Source organism: Pseudomonas sp. DL (assembly GCF_047199225.1).
Taxonomy (GTDB): domain Bacteria; phylum Pseudomonadota; class Gammaproteobacteria; order Pseudomonadales; family Pseudomonadaceae; genus Pseudomonas; species Pseudomonas aeruginosa.
Genome location: NZ_CP178323.1, coordinates 4,420,779 through 4,437,037, shown reverse-complemented (window position 1 = coordinate 4,437,037; position 16,259 = coordinate 4,420,779). Strand labels below are relative to the sequence as shown.

The following is a 16,259-nucleotide window of genomic DNA, read 5'->3' as shown; positions in this document are numbered from 1 at the left end:
CTTGTCGGCTCGACGCTAAATTTCATTGCCAAATAATGGCTTAGCGACACAATCTAAAGCGTCGTATGAGATAGGGCGTTGCCGGGGCAGTGGATCGACTCCGGCATCGCTGCGATGTGACCGGCGGTTGAGCCGAATGTTCCATCGGGCTCGCCTTCTTTCACTTCCAACGGACCCCGACGTATGAAACTGCTTAAGACCTCGACGCTTCTTCTCTGCATGACCGCCTCCGGCTGCAGCTATTTCCAGACCCAGGACGCTTCCTCGCAGCCAGCCAAGGCTCCGGCCGAGCAGGCTTCCAGCCATTCATGGTGGCCGTTCGGCAAGGACGACGGACAGACCGTCGCCAAGCAGGCCACGGAACAGAAGGCCGAAGCCGAGCATGTCGGCTCCAGCCACTGGTGGTGGCCGTTCGGCAAGGACGAAGGCGGTCGGGACGTAGCCGCCAAGGCAGCGGAGCAGAAGGCCGAGATCGCCGCGGCGAAGAAAGAAGTCGCCGCCGCAGCCGAGCCGAAGGCCGCCAACCCCTGGTGGTGGCCGTTCGGCGCCAGCTCGGCGAGCAAGGCGTCGGGCAAGCCGGCACTGGTCCAGCAGAAGGTCACCAAGGAGTGGCTGGATGCCCATGAGAAAGCCCTGCGCGAAGCGATCGCCGGTAGCGAGTTCACCCTCGAACGCCGCGACAACGCATTGATCGTCATCGCCCCCGCCGACTACTCGTTCAATCCCAAGCGCCACACCATGCTGATGCCGATCACCCTCAACCCGCTGGGCAAGGTCGCCAAGATGGCCCAGGCCGATCCGCAGAGCGGTATCCTGGTACTCGGCCATACCGACAGCACCGGCAGCAAGGCGGTCAACGACAAGCTGAGCTTCGAGCGTGCCCAGTCGGTGGCGGCGATCTTCCGCCTCAGCGGCCTGAAAGGCGACCAATTGCGCCTGAAGGGGGTCGGTTCCGACATGCCGCGCGCGGACAACGCCAGCGCCGCCGGCCGCGCCCAGAACCGTCGCGTCGAAGTGCTCTATACCCAGCGCGCCAGCCTGCTGTCCCTGGCCCAGGGCAACTGAGCCGAACCGGGGCAGGGCGCTTGGCGCCATTGTCCCGGATCAAGCGCGAGGCGGAGTCTGCGGTTAAGCTATGGCGCATTTCCCCCTGGAGATGCGCCATGACCCAGTCCCTGGCCGATATGCGCCGCGAGTACACCCGCGATGGCCTCAGCGAGGCCAACGCCCCTAGCGATCCCTTCAGCCTGTTCCGCCAGTGGTTCGACGACGCGGTGAAGACCGAGCGCCTGCCGGTCGAACCCAACGCCATGACCCTGGCCACCGTCGACGCCGACGCCTATCCGCATTGCCGTATCCTCCTGCTCAAGGGCCTCGACGAGCGCGGCTTCACCTTCTTCACCAACTACGAAAGCGCCAAGGGCCGGCAACTGGCGGCCAATCCGCGGGCGGCCATGACCTTCTTCTGGCCGGCGCTGGAGCGCCAGGTGCGCATCGAAGGCAGCGTCGAGAAGGTCACTCCCGAGGAATCCGACGCCTACTACCAGGTGCGTCCGCTGGGCAGTCGCCTGGGCGCCTGGGCCTCGCCGCAGAGCCGGGTCATCGCCGATCGCGCCGAGCTGGAACGGCTGCTCGCGGACACCGAGCGGCGTTTCGCCGACCAGCCGCCGAGCTGTCCCGAGCACTGGGGCGGCTACCGTCTCCTGCCGCAGCGCATCGAGTTCTGGCAGGGGCGGCCGAGCCGCCTGCACGACCGTCTCGACTATCGACGCCAGGACGGCGGCTGGCGGCGCGAACGCCTGGCGCCCTGAATCCTCCATGTTCGAACTGGATTCGACGCTGGCGCAGCACATCGTCGATCGGGCGATGGCGATCCTGCCGCACAACATCAATGTGATGGATGCCCAGGGCATGATCATCGGCAGCGGCGATCCATCGCGCCTGCATACCCGCCACGAAGGGGCGCAACTGGTGCTGGCCAACCGGCGGGTGGTGGAAATCGACGAGCAGGCCGCCGCCTGCCTGCGCGGGGTGCGGCCAGGGGTGAACCTGCCGTTGCTGCACGCCGAGCGGCTGGTCGGCGTGCTCGGCATCACCGGCGCGCCGGAGGTGGTCCGGCCCTATGCCGAGCTGGTGCGGATGGCAGCGGAAATGCTCATGGAACAGCGCCAGATGCAGGACGAGCGACACTGGCAACGCCAGCGTCACGAAGCCTGGCTGCGCCAGTTGCTCGATCCCGGCCACGGCCTCGGGGCGCTGGCGGCCGATGCCGAACACCTGGGGCTGGCCATGCACTGGCCGCGCCAGGCGGTCTTCCTGGAGTTGCCCGAGCATGCCGATCCGCTGCCTTGCCAGGCTCGCCTGCTGGCGGCACTCGGCGGCCGGGCGGAGCACTGGAGCGCGGCGCTGGGCGAGCGCCTGGTGTTCTGGTGCCGGCCGGTAGCCCACGCAGATACGCTCGAGCACTGGCTGGAGCGCGCCGACGCGCGCGGCTGGGGCGTGGCGCGCCTGTGTGCCGGCGACCCGGCGCATGACCTGGCCGAGCTGCGCGCCTCGGCCTGCGCCGCGCGCGACCTGCTGGACTATGCGCGCAGCCGGTTGCCCGGTCGGCGGGTCGTGATCCTGGACGGACACCGCCTCGCCAGCCTGCTGTTCAGCCAGCGCGACAGTTGGCAGGTGCGGCAGCTGCTGGCGCCCTTGCAGCGGTTGCTCGACCACGATCCGCAAGGTTCGCTGGCCGCTACCCTGGAGTCCTGGTGCGCCCATGACGGGCACGCCCAGGCCTGTGCCCAGGCGCTGGGAATCCATCGCAACAGCCTGCGCTACCGACTGGAGCGCATCGCTTCGATCAGCGGGCTCGATCTCGCTCGCCTGGAGCACCGCCAGCAATTGTTGCTGGGGCTGCAATTGCTCGTTCCGCGCCGCGGGTAACGGGCGATCAATCGATTCACTGTGCAGTCGCACAAAATGTTCCCCTTCCAGCGCCGTCTTCCTCTGGCCGTTGCACAAGGCGTGTCCGGTCCCGACGGAGCGAAAATGACCCGCCCCTGGGCGCCCATCCCACACCCATAACAACAAGGAGGCGGCTCATGACCCTGGTCCTGATCCTGCTGGCGTTGATCGCCTTTATCGTCCTGTCCACCACGCGACTCAAGCTGCACCCGTTCCTCGCCCTGCTGGCGGCCGCGCTGATCGCCGGCTTCGCCTACCAGGTACCCACGGCGGAAATCGTCAAGACCGTTACCGGCGGCTTCGGCAGCATCCTCGGCTACATCGGCATCGTCATCGTGCTCGGCACCATCATCGGGGTGATCCTCGAGCGCAGCGGTGCGGCGATCACCATGGCGGAAAGCGTGATCCGCCTGCTCGGCGAACGCTTCCCGACCCTGACCATGTCGATCATCGGCTACCTGGTGTCGATCCCGGTGTTCTGCGATTCCGGCTTCGTCATCCTCAACTCGCTGAAGAACGCCCTGGCGGCGCGGATGAAGATATCCACCATCGCCATGAGCGTGGCCCTGGCCACCGGTCTCTACGCCACCCACACCTTCGTGCCGCCGACCCCGGGACCGATCGCCGCGGCCGGCAACCTCGGCCTGGACGCCAGCCTTGGCCTGGTGATCGTGGTCGGCCTGGTGGTCGCCTTCGTCACCGCGATGGCCGGCATGTGGTGGGCCAATCGCTTCGTCGGCAAGGACATTCCCCTGGTCGACGACGGCCAGGTCGTCCAGACCGAAGAGGACTTCAGCGAGCTGCGTGCCCGCTACGGCAAGCTGCCCAGCGCCACCCAGGCGTTCGCGCCGATCTTCGTACCGATCCTGTTGATCTGCCTTGGCTCGGTCGCGGTATTCCCGAGCAAGCCGCTGGGCGAGGGCGTACTGTTCGCCTGCCTGAACTTCCTCGGTCAACCGGTGATCGCCCTGCTGGTCGGCCTGGCGCTGGCCTGCACCCTGCTCAAGGGCCAGAGCAAGCGCGAGGAATTCCATGAGCGCGTGGTGGAAGGCATCCAGTCGGCCGCGCCGATCCTGCTGATCACCGGCGCCGGCGGCGCCTTCGGTGCGATGCTGAAGATCACTCCGCTCGGCGACTACCTGGGCAGCACCCTGTCAGCGTTGGGCATCGGCCTGTTCATGCCGTTCGTGGTGGCGGCCGCGCTGAAGACCGCACAGGGCTCGACCACCGTGGCGCTGGTCACCACCTCGGCGCTGGTCGCTCCGCTGCTGCCGCAGCTCGGCCTGGACAGCGAGATGGGCCGGGTGCTGACGGTCATGGCGATCGGTGCCGGAGCGATGACGGTGTCCCACGCCAATGACAGCTTCTTCTGGGTGGTCACACAGTTCAGCCGCATGACCGTATCCACTGCCTATCGCGCCCAGACCCTGGCGACCCTGGTCCAGGGTATCGCCGGTATGCTCGCGGTATGGCTGCTCAGCCTTGTGCTGCTCTGATTGAAGCGGGGCCGGGGACTCCCGGCCCTGCGAGGTGACTGATGAAAATCGTGATTGCTCCTGATTCGTTCAAGGAAAGCCTGTCCGCGCCCGACGTCGCCGAGGCTATCGCCCGCGGCTGGCGGCGAGTCTTCCCGCAGGCCGAGGTGTTGCTGCGGCCACTGGCGGACGGCGGCGAAGGCACGGTCGATGCGGTACTCGCCGCCACCGCCGGCGAACGTCGCGAATGCCGTGTCGAAGGCCCGCTCGGTGAGCCGACCCTGGCGCACTGGGGCTGGCTGGACGACGCCACCGCAGTGATCGAAATGGCTTCCGCCAGCGGCTTGCACCTGGTCCCGCGCGACCGCCGCGACGCCACGCGCAGCAGCAGCCGTGGCACTGGCGAGCTGATCCGTGCGGCGCTGGACGCCGGGGCGCGGAAGATTATCCTCGGCCTCGGCGGCAGCGCTACCAATGATGCCGGCGCCGGCCTGCTGGGCGCGCTCGGCGTGCGTTTCCTGGCTGCCGACGGCGAGGAACTGGCGCCCGGCGGCGCCGCGCTGGCTGGCCTGCACAGTCTCGACCTGGGCGGGCTGGATCCGCGCCTGGTGGATGTCGCGGTGGAAGTCGCCGCAGACGTCGACAACCCGCTATGCGGGCCGCGCGGCGCGTCGGCGGTGTTCGGTCCGCAGAAGGGCGCCAGCGCCGAACAGGTGGCGCAACTGGATGCCGCCCTGGCGCACTTCGCCAAGGTGGTCGCGGCGACCCTTGGCGAGGACTTCAGCCGGGTGCCGGGCGTCGGCGCCGCCGGCGGCCTGGGTTTCGCCGCGAGGGCATTCCTCCGCGCGCGTTTCCGCCCAGGCATCGAACTGGTGGCGGAGCTGGCCGGGCTGGCCGATGCGCTGGTCGGTGCCGACCTGGTGCTGACCGGCGAGGGCCGTCTGGATGCGCAGAGCCTGCACGGCAAGACCCCGGTGGGCGTGGCGCGGATCGCGCGCCAGGCCGGCGTTCCCGTGGTAGCCCTGGCCGGCAGCCTGGGCGACGGCTACCAGCGCCTGCACGACGCCGGCATCGATGCGGCGTTCAGCCTGGCGCCGGGACCGATCAGCCTGGAGCAGGCCTGTGCCGGAGCGGCGGCGGAACTGGAGGCGCGCGCCGAGCAGATCGCCCGGCTCTGGCGCCTGGCTCAGGCTTCGCGGGAAGGGTAGTCGGCGGCGGCGCGCTCCAGCCAGGCCGGCAGGTCGCGCCGCTTCACCTTGCTGGCCTTGGCCTCGGCCAGTCGCTGTAACAGATAGTCACGCTTTTGCGGGTCGTCGCCGGCGAATGACAGCGCCAGGTCGCGGTCCATCCAGCGGCGGATGCGCCAGTAGATCCACCAGTGGAAATACAGGCCGGCGGCGGTGGTGACGACGATGATGAAATAGTCCATGGCTGTTCCTTCTGCGGGCGCTCACCCTAGCCGATCGGTCCCGCCGATGAAAGCGGGAGGGTTCGGTCGAAACTGAACGAACCTGTACCATTGCTGAATCGATTCGATTATCTCGCGCCGGCCAGGTGACAGGAGCGGCTGCGGGAGAGTCTAATATTCGTCAGTTATCCCTTTCGGAGATGCCGTTATGCGCAAGTCTGCCTTGATCGTTGCTTCCTTCACCGCCATGGCCCTGGCTCTTGGCGGCTGCCAATCCAGCCTCACCGGCGATACCTACAGCCGTGAGGAAGCCCGTACCGTGCAGACTGTACGCATGGGCACCATCCAGGCCTTGCGCCCGGTCAAGATCGAAGGCACCAAGACCCCGATCGGTTCCATCGCCGGTGCCGGCGTCGGCGGTGTCGCCGGCAGCGCGGTGGGCGGCGGCAAGGGCAGCTACGTCGCGGCCATCATCGGCGCGGTCGCTGGCGGCCTGCTGGGCGCGGCTACCGAAGAAGGCCTGACGCGCACCCAGGGCGTCGAGATCACCGTGCGCGAAGACGACGGCAGCACCCGCGCCTATGTCCAGCAGGTCGACCAGGGCCAGATCTTCCGCGTCGGCGAGCGCGTGCGCATCCTGACCGTCAACGGCACCAGCCGCGTCGCCCACTGATTCTTCCCACGTTATCCCGCGGCCGGCATTTCGCCGGCCGTTTTCGTTGTAGCGCCGAACCACTGCCGGCGTTGTCTTGCTAAGCTTCAAGTCGTTGCCGTTGCAGAGTTTTTTTCGGCTTTCCGGCAGTCGGAACGCCTGAATTTTGTAATAATTCAATCCATGACGTTCGTTCGATAGATTGCGATAATCGTAGTTCCGTCGCGCCGCGCCTGCCGGTGGCCGATGGGGCTTCGAGCTGCTGGCGATCCGGCCGCGCACCGACAACCGCGGGGAAGCACCGCCGGCCAGGCATGCCGGGGGCTCCGCCATCGAAGAGGAGTAGCCCATGATTCTGGCGCTGATCATCGCGCTGCCGTTCATGGGGGCGTTGTTGCCCCTGCTTGCCGAGCGTGGCGGCCGCACCTTGTGCGCGGCGTCCGCCGGCGTGGCGCCGCTGATCGGCCTGATCCTGTTGCTCGGGCAGCGCGGCACGGTGTTCGCCGGGCAGACCCTGACCGCCAGCTATTCCTGGCTGCCGGAAATCGGCATCAACCTCAGCCTGCGCCTGGACGGCCTCGGTTTCCTCTTCGCCCTGCTGATCCTCGGCATCGGCCTGCTGGTGATCCTCTACGCCCGCTACTACCTCTCCGAACAGGAGCCGATGGGGCGTTTCTTCGCTTTCCTGCTGCTGTTCATGGGCTCCATGCTCGGCGTGGTGCTCGCGGAAAATCTCTTGCTGATGATGCTCTTCTGGGAGCTGACCAGCCTGTCCTCGTTCCTGCTCATCGGCTTCTGGGGCAGCCGTTCCGACGCCCGCAAGGGTGCGAGGATGGCCCTGACCGTTACCGGAGGGGGCGGCCTGGCGCTGCTGGCCGGGGTGCTGCTGCTCGGCCACATCGCCGGCAGCTTCGAACTCACCGAGGTCCTCGCGGCTGGCGAGCTGATCCGCGCCCACGCTCTGTATCCGCTGGTGCTGATACTGATCCTGCTCGGCGTGTTCACCAAGTCGGCGCAGTTTCCCTTCCATTTCTGGCTGCCCCACGCGATGGCGGCGCCGACCCCGGTTTCCGCGTACCTGCACTCGGCGACCATGGTCAAGGCCGGCGTATTCCTGCTGGCCCGGCTGTATCCGGCGCTGGCCGGCACCGAGTGGTTCTTCTACCTGGTCAGCCTGAGCGGCCTGGTGACGCTGTTGCTGGGGGCCGGCATGGCACTGTTCCAGCATGACCTGAAGGGGCTGCTGGCCTACTCGACGATCAGCCACCTGGGCCTGATCACCCTGCTGTTCGGCCTCGACTCCCCGCTGTCGAACGTCGCCGCGGTGTTCCACATCATCAACCACGCGACCTTCAAGGCCTCGCTGTTCATGGCCGCCGGGATCATCGACCACGAGACCGGCAGCCGCGACATGCGCCTGATCAACGGGATGTGGAAGTACCTGCCGCATACCGCGGTGCTGGCCATCGTCGCCTCCCTGGCGATGGCCGGGGTGCCGCTGCTGAACGGCTTCCTCAGCAAGGAGATGTTCTTCGGCGAAACCCTCAGCCAGAACCTGCTGGGCAGCTTCAACTGGCTGGTGCCGGCGGTGGCGACCCTGGCCGGCGTGTTCTCGGTGGCCTATTCGCTGCGTTTCATCCACGACGTGTTCTTCAACGGCGAGCCGGCCCGGTTGCCGAAGTTCCCGCCCCACGAGCCGCCGCGCTACATGAAGGTACCGGTGGAGATCCTGGTGTTCCTCTGCCTGTTGGTCGGCATGCTGCCGGCCTACACCGTGGCGCCGCTGCTGGCCGCCGCCGCCAGTGCCAGCCTTGGCGGGCAACTGCCGGAATACAGCCTGGCGATCTGGCACGGTTTCAACCTGCCATTGCTGATGAGCGTGGTGGCGCTGGTTGGCGGTGTGCTGGTCTATGTCCTGCGCAAGCCGCTGTTCAACTGGTACGCCGGGTTACCGGAGGTGGACGCCAAGCTGGTCTTCGAGCAGCAGGTGCAACGTGTGGTGGCCCTGGCCGCGCGCCTGACCGCCTGGCTGGAGAACGGGTCACTGCAGCGCTACCTGGCCTGGCTGCTGGGCGCGGCGCTGGTCGTGGTGGCGGTCGAGCTGGCACCGCTGGCGAGGCTGACCGGCTCGCGCGGCCTGACCCCGCTGGACGGTATCACCGCCCTGGGCATGCTGGTGCTGGCCTTCAGCGGCCTGGCCACGGCGCTGTTCCATCGTATGCGCCTGGTCGCGCTATTGATCCTCAGCGTCGCCGGCCTGCTGGTGGCCCTGGCCTTCGCTCGCTTCTCGGCCCCGGACCTGGCGCTGACCCAGTTGTCGGTGGAAGTGGTGACCATGGTCCTGCTGATGCTGGCGCTGTATTTCCTGCCCTCGCGCACTCCGGCGGAGTCCTCCAGCCTGCGCGGCTTGCGCGACGTGGCGCTGGCCGGCGGGGTCGGCATGCTGGTGGCGCTGCTGGCCTACGCGGTGCTGACCCGGCCCTACGAGAGCATCGCCGGATTCTTCGTCGAGAACAGCGTCTCCGGGGGCGGCGGCTACAACGTGGTCAACGTCATCCTGGTGGACTTCCGTGGTTTCGATACCCTCGGCGAGATCAGCGTGCTGGCGATCGCCGGCGTCGGCATCTACGCGATGCTCGCCGGTTTCGCCCTGCACAAGCCGACCTGCGACCCGCAGGGTCGCAACTGGGCCCACGCCAAGCACCCGCTGATCCTGGAAACCCTGTCGCGGGTGCTGCTGCCGCTGGCGTTGCTGATCTCGGTGTTCATCTTCCTGCGCGGCCACAACCTGCCGGGCGGAGGTTTCATCGCCGGCCTGGTGACTGCCATCGCCCTGGTGCTGCAGTACATCGCCAGCGGCTCGCAGTGGGTCGAGCAGCGCCTACCGCTGAACTATGCGGCCATGGCTGGCGCCGGAGTGCTGATCGCCGGGCTCACCGGGCTCGGCAGCTGGCTGTTCGGCTATCCGTTCCTGACTTCCGCGTTCGGCCACTTCGAGTTGCCGCTGATCGGCGAGATCGAGCTGGCCACGGCGATGCTGTTCGACCTCGGCGTGTACCTCACCGTGGTCGGTGCCGCGCTGCTGATCCTGTCCTACCTCGGCAAGCTCAGCCTGATGCCTGAACCCGTCGCACAAGAGGAGGCGCTCTGATGGAAGCCCTGTTCGCCATCACCCTCGGCCTGCTCACCGCCAGCGGCGTCTACCTGCTGCTGCGGGCGAGGACTTTCCCGGTGGTGCTCGGTCTCACGCTGATCTCCTACGCGGTCAACCTGTTCCTGTTCGCCATGGGCCGACTCGGCGGCAGCGTCGCGGTGATCGGCACTCCCGGGGAGTATGGTGATCCGTTGCCGCAGGCGCTGGTGCTGACCGCCATCGTCATCGGCTTCGCCATGACCGCCTTTGTCGTTGTCCTGGCCCTGCGTGGCCTCGGTGACCTCGGCAGCGACCACGTAGATGGCCGTCCGGACGAGGAGGAGCCGCGCCCATGAGCCATTGGCTGATCCTGCCGATCCTGCTCCCCCTGTTTGCCGGCAGCCTGCTGCTGTTGCCGCTGGCCGAGCGCTGGCAGCGCGGCCTGTCGTTGCTCGCGGCGCTGGCACTGATCCCCCTGAGCCTGCTGCTGATACGTACGGCCGCCAGCGGCGACCTGAGCGTCTATGCCCTGGGCAACTGGGCCGCGCCGTTCGGCATCGTGCTCATGCTCGATCGTCTCGCCGCCCTGATGCTGCTGGCCACCGCGGTGCTCGGCAGCGCCGCGCTGATCTACGCGCTGCGTGGCGACGACCGCCTGGGCAAGCATTTCCACGCGTTGTTCCAGTTCCAGCTGCTCGGTATCAACGGCGCCTTCCTGACCGGCGACCTGTTCAACCTGTTCGTGTTCTTCGAGATACTCCTGATCGCCTCCTACGCGTTGCTCCTGCATGGCGGCGGCGCGGAGCGGGTGCGCTCGGGCTTGCACTACGTGATCCTAAACCTGGTCGGCTCGGCGTTCTTCCTGATCGCCGTGGGTACCCTGTATGGCCTCACCGGCACCCTGAACATGGCCGACATGGCGCAGAAGATCGCCATGGCAGATGCCGAGCGCGCGCCGCTGCTGGCGGCAGCCGGGCTCCTGCTGCTGGTGGTGTTCGCCCTGAAGGCGGCGCTGTTGCCGCTGTACTTCTGGCTGCCGCGCGCCTATGCCGCGGCCAGCGCGCCGGTGGCGGCGCTGTTCGCGATCATGACCAAGGTCGGCATCTACTCGATCCTGCGGGTCTACACGCTGGTCTTCGGCGATGCCGCCGGCGAGCTGGCCAACCTGGCGCAGGCCTGGCTCTGGCCGCTGGCCCTGGCGACCCTCGGCCTGGGCGCGATCGGTGCCTTGGCGGCGCGGACCCTGCAAAGCCTGCTGGCCTACCTGGTGGTGGTCTCCGCCGGAACCCTCCTGGCTGGCGTGGCGTTGGGCAGCGAGCGGGCGCTGGCGGCGTCGCTGTACTACCTGCTGCACAGTACCTGGATCGCCGGTGGCCTGTTCCTGCTCGCCGACCTGGTCGCCCGCCAGCGCGGCGACAAGGCCGGCGACCTGGTCCAGGGCCCGGCGTTGCAGAATCCTCGGTTGCTCGGCGGGGCTTTCTTCATCGGCGCCATCGCCGTTGCCGGTCTGCCGCCATTGTCGGGGTTCTTCGGCAAGGTCATGCTTTTGCAGTCGGTCGCTCCCGGCAGCCAGGCGCTGGCCCTGTGGAGCGTGGTACTGGGCAGCGGCCTGGTGGCGCTGGTGGCGTTGAGCCGGGCCGGCAGCACGCTGTTCTGGCGCACCGGGCATACCGTGCTCGGTAGCGCCGAACTGGACCACGGCCGCTTGTTCGCCTGCATCCTGTTGCTCTCCGCCGGCCCGTTGCTGGTGTTCGCCGCGAAGCCGCTGCTGGCCTACGTCCAGGCCACCGCGGCGCAGTTGCACGACCTCGACCTGTATCGCCAGATCATCACCCGCGGAGGTGCCGCATGATCAGCCGTTCGTTGCCGCGTCCGCTTCTTCGCGTACTGCCTCATCCCGTGCTTAGTGTCCTGCTGTTGCTGGTCTGGTTGCTGCTGGTGGATTCCTTCGCCATCGGCCACTGGCTGCTCGGCGCCTTCCTCGGCGTGTGCATTCCGCTGCTGACCAACCGCCTGCTGGTCGGGCGCAGCCAGGAGTGGCATCCGTTGCTGCTGCTGAAGCTGCTGGTGCTGGTGATGTGGGACATCCTCGTCGCCAACATCCAGGTCGCCCGCCTGACCCTCGGACCGATCGAGCGCTTGCGTCCGGCCTTCGTCGAGGTGCCGATCGAGCTGGAGAACGACCTCGCCATCAGCGTGCTGGTGAGCATCGTCTCGCTGACCCCGGGGTCGGTGTCGTCGGACCTCAGCGACGACCGCAAGACCTTGCTGGTGCACGGCCTCGACGTGCCGGACAAGGCGGCGCTGATCGCCGAGATCAAGCAACGCTACGAAGCGCCGCTGAAGGAGATCTTCCCATGCTCGCTTACGTGATCCCGCTGTGCCTGGCGCTGCTCGGCCTGGCCCTGTTGCTGACCCTGGCGCGCCTGGTCAAGGGGCCGTGCCTGCCGGACCGGGCGCTGGCGCTGGACACCCTCTACGTGAACGCCATCGCCCTGCTGGTGCTGTACGGCATCTGGCGCGACAGCGACCTGTTCTTCGAGGCGGCGCTGCTGATCGCGGTGCTCGGCTTCGTCGGTACGGTGGCGGTGGCCAAATACATGCTGCGCGGAGACATCATCGAATGACTGGCGAACCCCTGAGCCTGTGGCTGGAAATCATCGTCTCGGCGTTCCTCCTGCTGGGCAGCGCCTTCGTCCTGATCGGCGCGATCGGCCTGTACCGCCTGCCGGACTTCTTCATGCGCCTGCACGGGCCGACCAAGGCCACCACCCTCGGGGTTGGCGGGGTGATCGTCGCCTCGCTGATCTATTTCTCCAACCGCCAGGCGGGCATCAGCCTGCACGAATTGCTGATCAGCCTGTTCCTCTTCATCAGCGCCCCGGTCAGCGCCTACATGCTGGCCAAGGCCGCGGTGCTGCAGCAGTTGCCGCTGGAGAAGAAGACTCGCGGCAAGCCCTGGGAGCAGTGAGGCCCGGCGCAACAGTTTTGCCCGCTTTCTGTGCCTGTCGGCGCAGCTAGCCGGCTGCCTATACTGGGAGTCCTTTTTCCGGCGCCGCGCGGCGCCCGTGGTGGAGATTCCCTTGACTCGGACGCGCTGGTTCGCCCTGGCCTGCCTGATCCTGGCGATGGCGCTGTGGGGCAGTTCGTACGTGGTGCTGAAGGTCGCTTTCCGCGAACTGCCGCCGCTCTGGGTGATCTTCGGCCGCATGGCCCTCGGCAGCCTGGTGTTCCTCGTTGCCTGGCGCTGGCGCGGACGCATCGACTACCGCCCGGGCGACTGGAAGTACCTGCTCGGCCTGGCCGTCTGCGAACCCTGCCTGTACTTCCTCTGCGAGTCCTTCGCCCTGCAGTACACCAGCGCGGCCCAGGCCGGGATGATCACCGCGCTGCTGCCGTTGCTGGTGGCGGTGGGGGCCTGGTTGTTGCTGCACGAGCGCATCGGCCGGATGACCTGGATCGGCTTTGGCCTGGCGGTGCTCGGTTCGATCTGGCTGAGCCTCGCCGGCGAGCCCGACCTGCACGCGCCGCAGCCGCTGCTGGGCAACTTCTTCGAACTTCTCGCGATGCTCTGCGCCACCGGCTATACCCTGTTGCTGAAGCACCTTTCGGCGCGCTACTCGGCATTCGCCCTGACCGCCATGCAGGCCTTCGTCGGCACGCTGTTCTTCCTGCCGCTGGCGCTGGCCAGCGCCGACCTGCCGAGCCAGCCCAGCGCGCTGGGGATCCAGGCGGTGGTGTATCTCGGCGTGGTGGTCACGGTGGGCGCCTACGGCCTGTACAACTTCGGCGTCGGTCGACTGCCGGCCAGCCAGGCCTCGGGCTTCATCAACCTGATCCCGGTCTTCACCCTGGTATTCGCCGCGCTGTTCCTCGGCGAAACCCTCAACGGCCCGCAGATGCTCGCTGCCGGCCTGGTCTTCATCGGCGTCGCCATCAGCCAGTGGCGCAGCGCTCCGCCGCCGCCTCCGGCCGGCGTCCTGAACTGAAGGAGTTTCCATGACCGTCGACCACCGCCAATGGGCCCGCGAGGCGATCCGCATCATCGAAGCGGATTTCCAGCGCAGCGCCGATACCCATTTGATCCCCCTGGAGACTCCCGGCCTGCCTGGCGTCGAACTGTACTTCAAGGACGAGTCCAGCCACCCCACCGGCAGCCTCAAGCATCGCCTGGCGCGCTCGCTGTTCCTCTATGCGCTGTGCAACGGCTGGCTCAGGCCGGCCGCGCCGGTGATCGAGGCATCGAGCGGTTCCACGGCGATTTCCGAAGCCTATTTCGCACGCCTGCTGGGCCTGCCCTTCATCGCCGTGATGCCGGCCAGCACCTCGAAGGAAAAGATCGCCCAGATCGCCTTCTACGGCGGCCAGAGCCACCTGGTGGAGGACCCCACCCAGATCTACGCCGAGTCCGAACGCCTGGCGCGGGAGAGCGGTGGCCATTTCATGGACCAGTTCACCTATGCCGAGCGCGCCACCGACTGGCGGGCGAACAACAACATCGCCGAATCGATCTTCCAGCAGATGCGCCACGAGCCGTACCCGACCCCGACCTGGCTGATCTCCAGCCCCGGTACCGGCGGCACCCTGGCGACCCTCGGCCGCTACGTGCGCTATCGCCAGCACTGCACCCGGGTACTCTGCGCCGACGCCGAGCGTTCGGTGTTCTTCGACGCCTATGTCAGCGGCGACCGTGGCCTGACCCTGGATTGCGGTTCGCGGATCGAGGGCATCGGCCGGCCGCGGGTCGAGGCGTCCTTCCTGCCGGAAGTGATCGACGCGATGGTCAAGGTGCCGGACGCCTGGTCGCTGGCGGCCATGCATTACCTGGCCCGGCGTCTGGGGCGGCGGGTCGGCGGCTCCAGCGGAACCAACCTGATCGGCGCCCTGGTGGCCGCACGGCAAATGGTCGCGGCCGGCGAGAAGGGTTCGCTGGTGGCGATTCTCTGCGACGGCGGCGAACGCTATGCGACCACCTATTACGATCCGGTCTGGCTGGCCAGGCAGGGCTATGCGCTGGAACCCCTGGTCGAGGCGCTGGCTGCCTGCATCGAGCGGGGCGTGGCGTTGCCCGACGGGCTGCTGGTGGCTGGACTTTGAAGGAGTGGATATGCACCGTTTGCGAGCTGCCGAAACCGGCGATATCGAGGCCATGACCGACCTGTTGCTGCGCCACGGGCCGAATCCCTGGAACCATTTGCCGGAGGAGGGGGTGCGTGCGCATCTGCGAGCCATCGCCGACGGCGAGGTACGTGCCGTCCTGGCCGAGCGCGACGATCGGCTGCTGGGGTTCGCCAGCTTCCGTCGCACCGAGGATTTCGCCCATTACCAGCCGCAGCGTGCCGATGCGCCGCGGGCCTACATCTGCGAGGCGGTAGTGCATCCGGCGGCGGCCGGCCAGGGGCTCGGCAGCGCGTTGCTGGAGGCGGTGCTGGCCCAACTGGCCGACGAAGGCATCGAGGACGTCTATATCGATCGTCACGAAGAGAACCTGGCGTCGGCGGGAATGATGCGCAAGGCCGGCTTCGTCGAGCTGGAAACCTACGCCGATCCGGCGCGGCGACCGAACGGCTCGGGGCGCTCGACAGTGTGCCATCGCAATCTTTCCCTCCAGCGCAGAGCCGTGCGATGAGTTTCATCCGCCTCAAGGTGCGCGCCGCCTTCATGGTCCACGGCTACGACGCGGACAACCGGGAAATCGTCGAGCAGATCGGCGAGGAACGCTTCGTCGAGAAACTGCTGCGCATCGAACGGATCCAGTCGATCAGCGAGAAATACCTGCTGGTCAGCGCCTCCCACGGGCGCGTCGCCTACTGGGAGTACGAGGGCGGCCTGACGGCGCTGCGGCGGCGCCTGGAGCAGGCCGGACTGCTCTTGTAGGGAAGGGCCGCCGCTGCGCGGCCCCTCGCTTCACTTGCCCAGTGCGCCCGGATAGGCGCAGCCGCGCAGCGTCTCGCCATCGATGCGCAGTTCGGCGGAGTAGCTGCTGAAGGCACCGCTCATGCTGTCGGTGCAGGACGACGGGGCGATCCACAGTTCGACCTTCTTGCCGTTCGCCTCGCTGGAATAGCTGGTGCTGCCGTTCGGCAGTTCCTCGGCGACGTAAGGCAAGGCCAGGGTCTCGTGTTCCGGGCGGTCCAGGCGCAGGCCCTGGTTGTTCACCCTGGCGCTCCAGAAGGGTTCGTTGCCGTTGGCGGCGAAGGTCAGCAGCTTGAAGTTCGGGTCGTCGCAGCCGGGGCCCTCGTTCTGCACGCGGTACAGTCGGCTGACCTCCAGCTTGCCGTCGGTACCGCGGACCTTGGCCGGTCCCATGGTGCCGCGCAGGTCGACGAACAGGCCCTGGGCGCCGTCGTCGAACAGGCTGTCGGCTTCGCGGCGCAGGCCGGTATTGGCCACGTCCTCGATGCTGAACAGGCGCTTCTCGGTACAGGGGCGGAATTGCAGCGCGCCGTTGATCTTCACCAGTTCGCCCTGGAAGCGGGTGTCTACACTGGTGCTCGGCGATTCGGGCTTCCACACCTGGCAGGCGGCGAACAAGGGGAGCAGGCTGTAGACCAGCAGACGGGCAGGGCGCATAGGGAAGACTCCATCGAAAATGCGCCCACGTTACCGAGCGTCCGGGCCTAGCTCAAGTCCGGATCG

At 67.5% G+C, this 16,259-nt stretch carries 18 protein-coding genes; 16 read left to right on the top strand and 2 right to left on the bottom strand.

The features are described 5' to 3' along the window. Window positions 1-183 precede the first annotated feature (183 nt). The 5 genes from ACI766_RS20590 (at window position 184) to ACI766_RS20570 (ending at window position 5,635) form a co-directional block, all read left to right on the top strand. Window positions 184-1,065, top strand: coding sequence for an OmpA family protein (locus tag ACI766_RS20590; protein WP_003082037.1), 882 nt, complete (start codon window positions 184-186; stop codon window positions 1,063-1,065). A 98-nt stretch (window positions 1,066-1,163) separates the two neighbouring features. Continuing rightward, the gene (pdxH, locus tag ACI766_RS20585) at window positions 1,164-1,811 is read left to right on the top strand and encodes a pyridoxamine 5'-phosphate oxidase (protein WP_034055292.1); all 648 of its coding nucleotides are present in this window, start codon (window positions 1,164-1,166) and stop codon (window positions 1,809-1,811) included. Between the two features lie 7 nt (window positions 1,812-1,818). After that, window positions 1,819-2,931: a CdaR family transcriptional regulator gene (locus tag ACI766_RS20580; protein ID WP_014603183.1), complete on the top strand. Its 1,113-nt coding sequence runs from the start codon at window positions 1,819-1,821 to the stop codon at window positions 2,929-2,931. A gap of 158 nt (window positions 2,932-3,089) precedes the next feature. Further along, window positions 3,090-4,448 carry a GntP family permease gene (locus ACI766_RS20575; protein WP_003086363.1) on the top strand — a complete coding sequence of 453 codons (1,359 nt, stop codon included), beginning with the start codon at window positions 3,090-3,092 and terminating at the stop codon, window positions 4,446-4,448. Between the two features lie 41 nt (window positions 4,449-4,489). Beyond that, window positions 4,490-5,635 carry a glycerate kinase gene (locus ACI766_RS20570; protein WP_003082051.1) on the top strand — a complete coding sequence of 382 codons (1,146 nt, stop codon included), beginning with the start codon at window positions 4,490-4,492 and terminating at the stop codon, window positions 5,633-5,635. Here the strand turns inward: ACI766_RS20570 and ACI766_RS20565 are convergent. Then, complete coding sequence (locus tag ACI766_RS20565; RefSeq protein WP_003082053.1) at window positions 5,614-5,856, bottom strand: hypothetical protein; 243 nt, start codon at window positions 5,854-5,856, stop codon at window positions 5,614-5,616. The two genes, ACI766_RS20570 and ACI766_RS20565, sit on opposite strands and share 22 nt — an antisense overlap. Before the next feature lie 187 nt (window positions 5,857-6,043). Between ACI766_RS20565 and ACI766_RS20560 the strand changes: the two genes are divergently transcribed. The 11 genes from ACI766_RS20560 (at window position 6,044) to ACI766_RS20510 (ending at window position 15,497) form a co-directional block, all read left to right on the top strand. Beyond that, window positions 6,044-6,508, top strand: a complete 465-nt coding sequence (locus tag ACI766_RS20560; RefSeq protein ID WP_003082056.1) for a glycine zipper 2TM domain-containing protein — start codon at window positions 6,044-6,046, stop codon at window positions 6,506-6,508. Window positions 6,509-6,836: 328 nt separating this feature from the next. Then, window positions 6,837-9,638, top strand: coding sequence for a monovalent cation/H+ antiporter subunit A (locus ACI766_RS20555; RefSeq protein ID WP_003082059.1), 2,802 nt, complete (start codon window positions 6,837-6,839; stop codon window positions 9,636-9,638). Next, window positions 9,638-9,976: a Na+/H+ antiporter subunit C gene (locus ACI766_RS20550; protein ID WP_003082068.1), complete on the top strand. Its 339-nt coding sequence runs from the start codon at window positions 9,638-9,640 to the stop codon at window positions 9,974-9,976. Before ACI766_RS20555 ends, ACI766_RS20550 begins: the two co-directional genes overlap by 1 nt. Next, a complete protein-coding gene (locus tag ACI766_RS20545) occupies window positions 9,973-11,472 on the top strand; it encodes a monovalent cation/H+ antiporter subunit D (RefSeq protein WP_003123177.1) in 1,500 nt (499 codons plus the stop codon). The genes ACI766_RS20550 and ACI766_RS20545 overlap by 4 nt, the downstream gene beginning before the upstream one ends. Continuing rightward, window positions 11,469-11,993 (top strand): Na+/H+ antiporter subunit E, encoded by a 525-nt coding sequence (locus tag ACI766_RS20540; RefSeq protein ID WP_003112515.1) that lies wholly within the window; start codon window positions 11,469-11,471, stop codon window positions 11,991-11,993. Before ACI766_RS20545 ends, ACI766_RS20540 begins: the two co-directional genes overlap by 4 nt. Continuing rightward, the gene (locus ACI766_RS20535; RefSeq protein ID WP_003082079.1) at window positions 11,978-12,247 is read left to right on the top strand and encodes a K+/H+ antiporter subunit F; all 270 of its coding nucleotides are present in this window, start codon (window positions 11,978-11,980) and stop codon (window positions 12,245-12,247) included. The genes ACI766_RS20540 and ACI766_RS20535 overlap by 16 nt, the downstream gene beginning before the upstream one ends. Continuing rightward, entirely contained in the window at window positions 12,244-12,591 is a 348-nt protein-coding gene (locus tag ACI766_RS20530) for a Na+/H+ antiporter subunit G (protein WP_003082083.1), read from the top strand. Before ACI766_RS20535 ends, ACI766_RS20530 begins: the two co-directional genes overlap by 4 nt. 112 nt (window positions 12,592-12,703) lie before the next feature. Further along, entirely contained in the window at window positions 12,704-13,609 is a 906-nt protein-coding gene (locus ACI766_RS20525; protein ID WP_003082086.1) for a DMT family transporter, read from the top strand. Window positions 13,610-13,619: 10 nt separating this feature from the next. Beyond that, window positions 13,620-14,717, top strand: a complete 1,098-nt coding sequence (locus ACI766_RS20520; RefSeq protein ID WP_003112514.1) for a PLP-dependent cysteine synthase family protein — start codon at window positions 13,620-13,622, stop codon at window positions 14,715-14,717. Window positions 14,718-14,727: 10 nt separating this feature from the next. Continuing rightward, on the top strand, window positions 14,728-15,249 hold the full coding sequence (locus ACI766_RS20515; protein ID WP_003082093.1) for a GNAT family N-acetyltransferase: 522 nt from the start codon (window positions 14,728-14,730) through the stop codon (window positions 15,247-15,249). Next, a complete protein-coding gene (locus ACI766_RS20510) occupies window positions 15,246-15,497 on the top strand; it encodes a hypothetical protein (protein ID WP_003082096.1) in 252 nt (83 codons plus the stop codon). The genes ACI766_RS20515 and ACI766_RS20510 overlap by 4 nt, the downstream gene beginning before the upstream one ends. A gap of 30 nt (window positions 15,498-15,527) precedes the next feature. On the opposite strand, the gene ACI766_RS20505 is transcribed toward ACI766_RS20510, so the two are convergent. Then, a complete protein-coding gene (locus ACI766_RS20505) occupies window positions 15,528-16,193 on the bottom strand; it encodes a COG3650 family protein (RefSeq protein WP_003082099.1) in 666 nt (221 codons plus the stop codon). Between the last annotated feature and the right edge of the window lie 66 nt (window positions 16,194-16,259).

Coding starts and splice junctions, on each gene's coding strand:
- ACI766_RS20550 (WP_003082068.1), top strand. CDS start 9,638: ATGGAAGCCCTGTTCGCCATCACCCTCGGCCTGCTCACCGCCAGCGGC.
- ACI766_RS20540 (WP_003112515.1), top strand. CDS start 11,469: ATGATCAGCCGTTCGTTGCCGCGTCCGCTTCTTCGCGTACTGCCTCAT.
- ACI766_RS20575 (WP_003086363.1), top strand. CDS start 3,090: ATGACCCTGGTCCTGATCCTGCTGGCGTTGATCGCCTTTATCGTCCTG.
- ACI766_RS20565 (WP_003082053.1), bottom strand. CDS start 5,856: ATGGACTATTTCATCATCGTCGTCACCACCGCCGCCGGCCTGTATTTC.
- ACI766_RS20545 (WP_003123177.1), top strand. CDS start 9,973: ATGAGCCATTGGCTGATCCTGCCGATCCTGCTCCCCCTGTTTGCCGGC.
- ACI766_RS20580 (WP_014603183.1), top strand. CDS start 1,819: ATGTTCGAACTGGATTCGACGCTGGCGCAGCACATCGTCGATCGGGCG.
- ACI766_RS20505 (WP_003082099.1), bottom strand. CDS start 16,193: ATGCGCCCTGCCCGTCTGCTGGTCTACAGCCTGCTCCCCTTGTTCGCC.
- ACI766_RS20555 (WP_003082059.1), top strand. CDS start 6,837: ATGATTCTGGCGCTGATCATCGCGCTGCCGTTCATGGGGGCGTTGTTG.
- ACI766_RS20530 (WP_003082083.1), top strand. CDS start 12,244: ATGACTGGCGAACCCCTGAGCCTGTGGCTGGAAATCATCGTCTCGGCG.
- ACI766_RS20520 (WP_003112514.1), top strand. CDS start 13,620: ATGACCGTCGACCACCGCCAATGGGCCCGCGAGGCGATCCGCATCATC.
- ACI766_RS20560 (WP_003082056.1), top strand. CDS start 6,044: ATGCGCAAGTCTGCCTTGATCGTTGCTTCCTTCACCGCCATGGCCCTG.
- ACI766_RS20515 (WP_003082093.1), top strand. CDS start 14,728: ATGCACCGTTTGCGAGCTGCCGAAACCGGCGATATCGAGGCCATGACC.
- ACI766_RS20590 (WP_003082037.1), top strand. CDS start 184: ATGAAACTGCTTAAGACCTCGACGCTTCTTCTCTGCATGACCGCCTCC.
- pdxH (WP_034055292.1), top strand. CDS start 1,164: ATGACCCAGTCCCTGGCCGATATGCGCCGCGAGTACACCCGCGATGGC.
- ACI766_RS20570 (WP_003082051.1), top strand. CDS start 4,490: ATGAAAATCGTGATTGCTCCTGATTCGTTCAAGGAAAGCCTGTCCGCG.
- ACI766_RS20535 (WP_003082079.1), top strand. CDS start 11,978: ATGCTCGCTTACGTGATCCCGCTGTGCCTGGCGCTGCTCGGCCTGGCC.
- ACI766_RS20510 (WP_003082096.1), top strand. CDS start 15,246: ATGAGTTTCATCCGCCTCAAGGTGCGCGCCGCCTTCATGGTCCACGGC.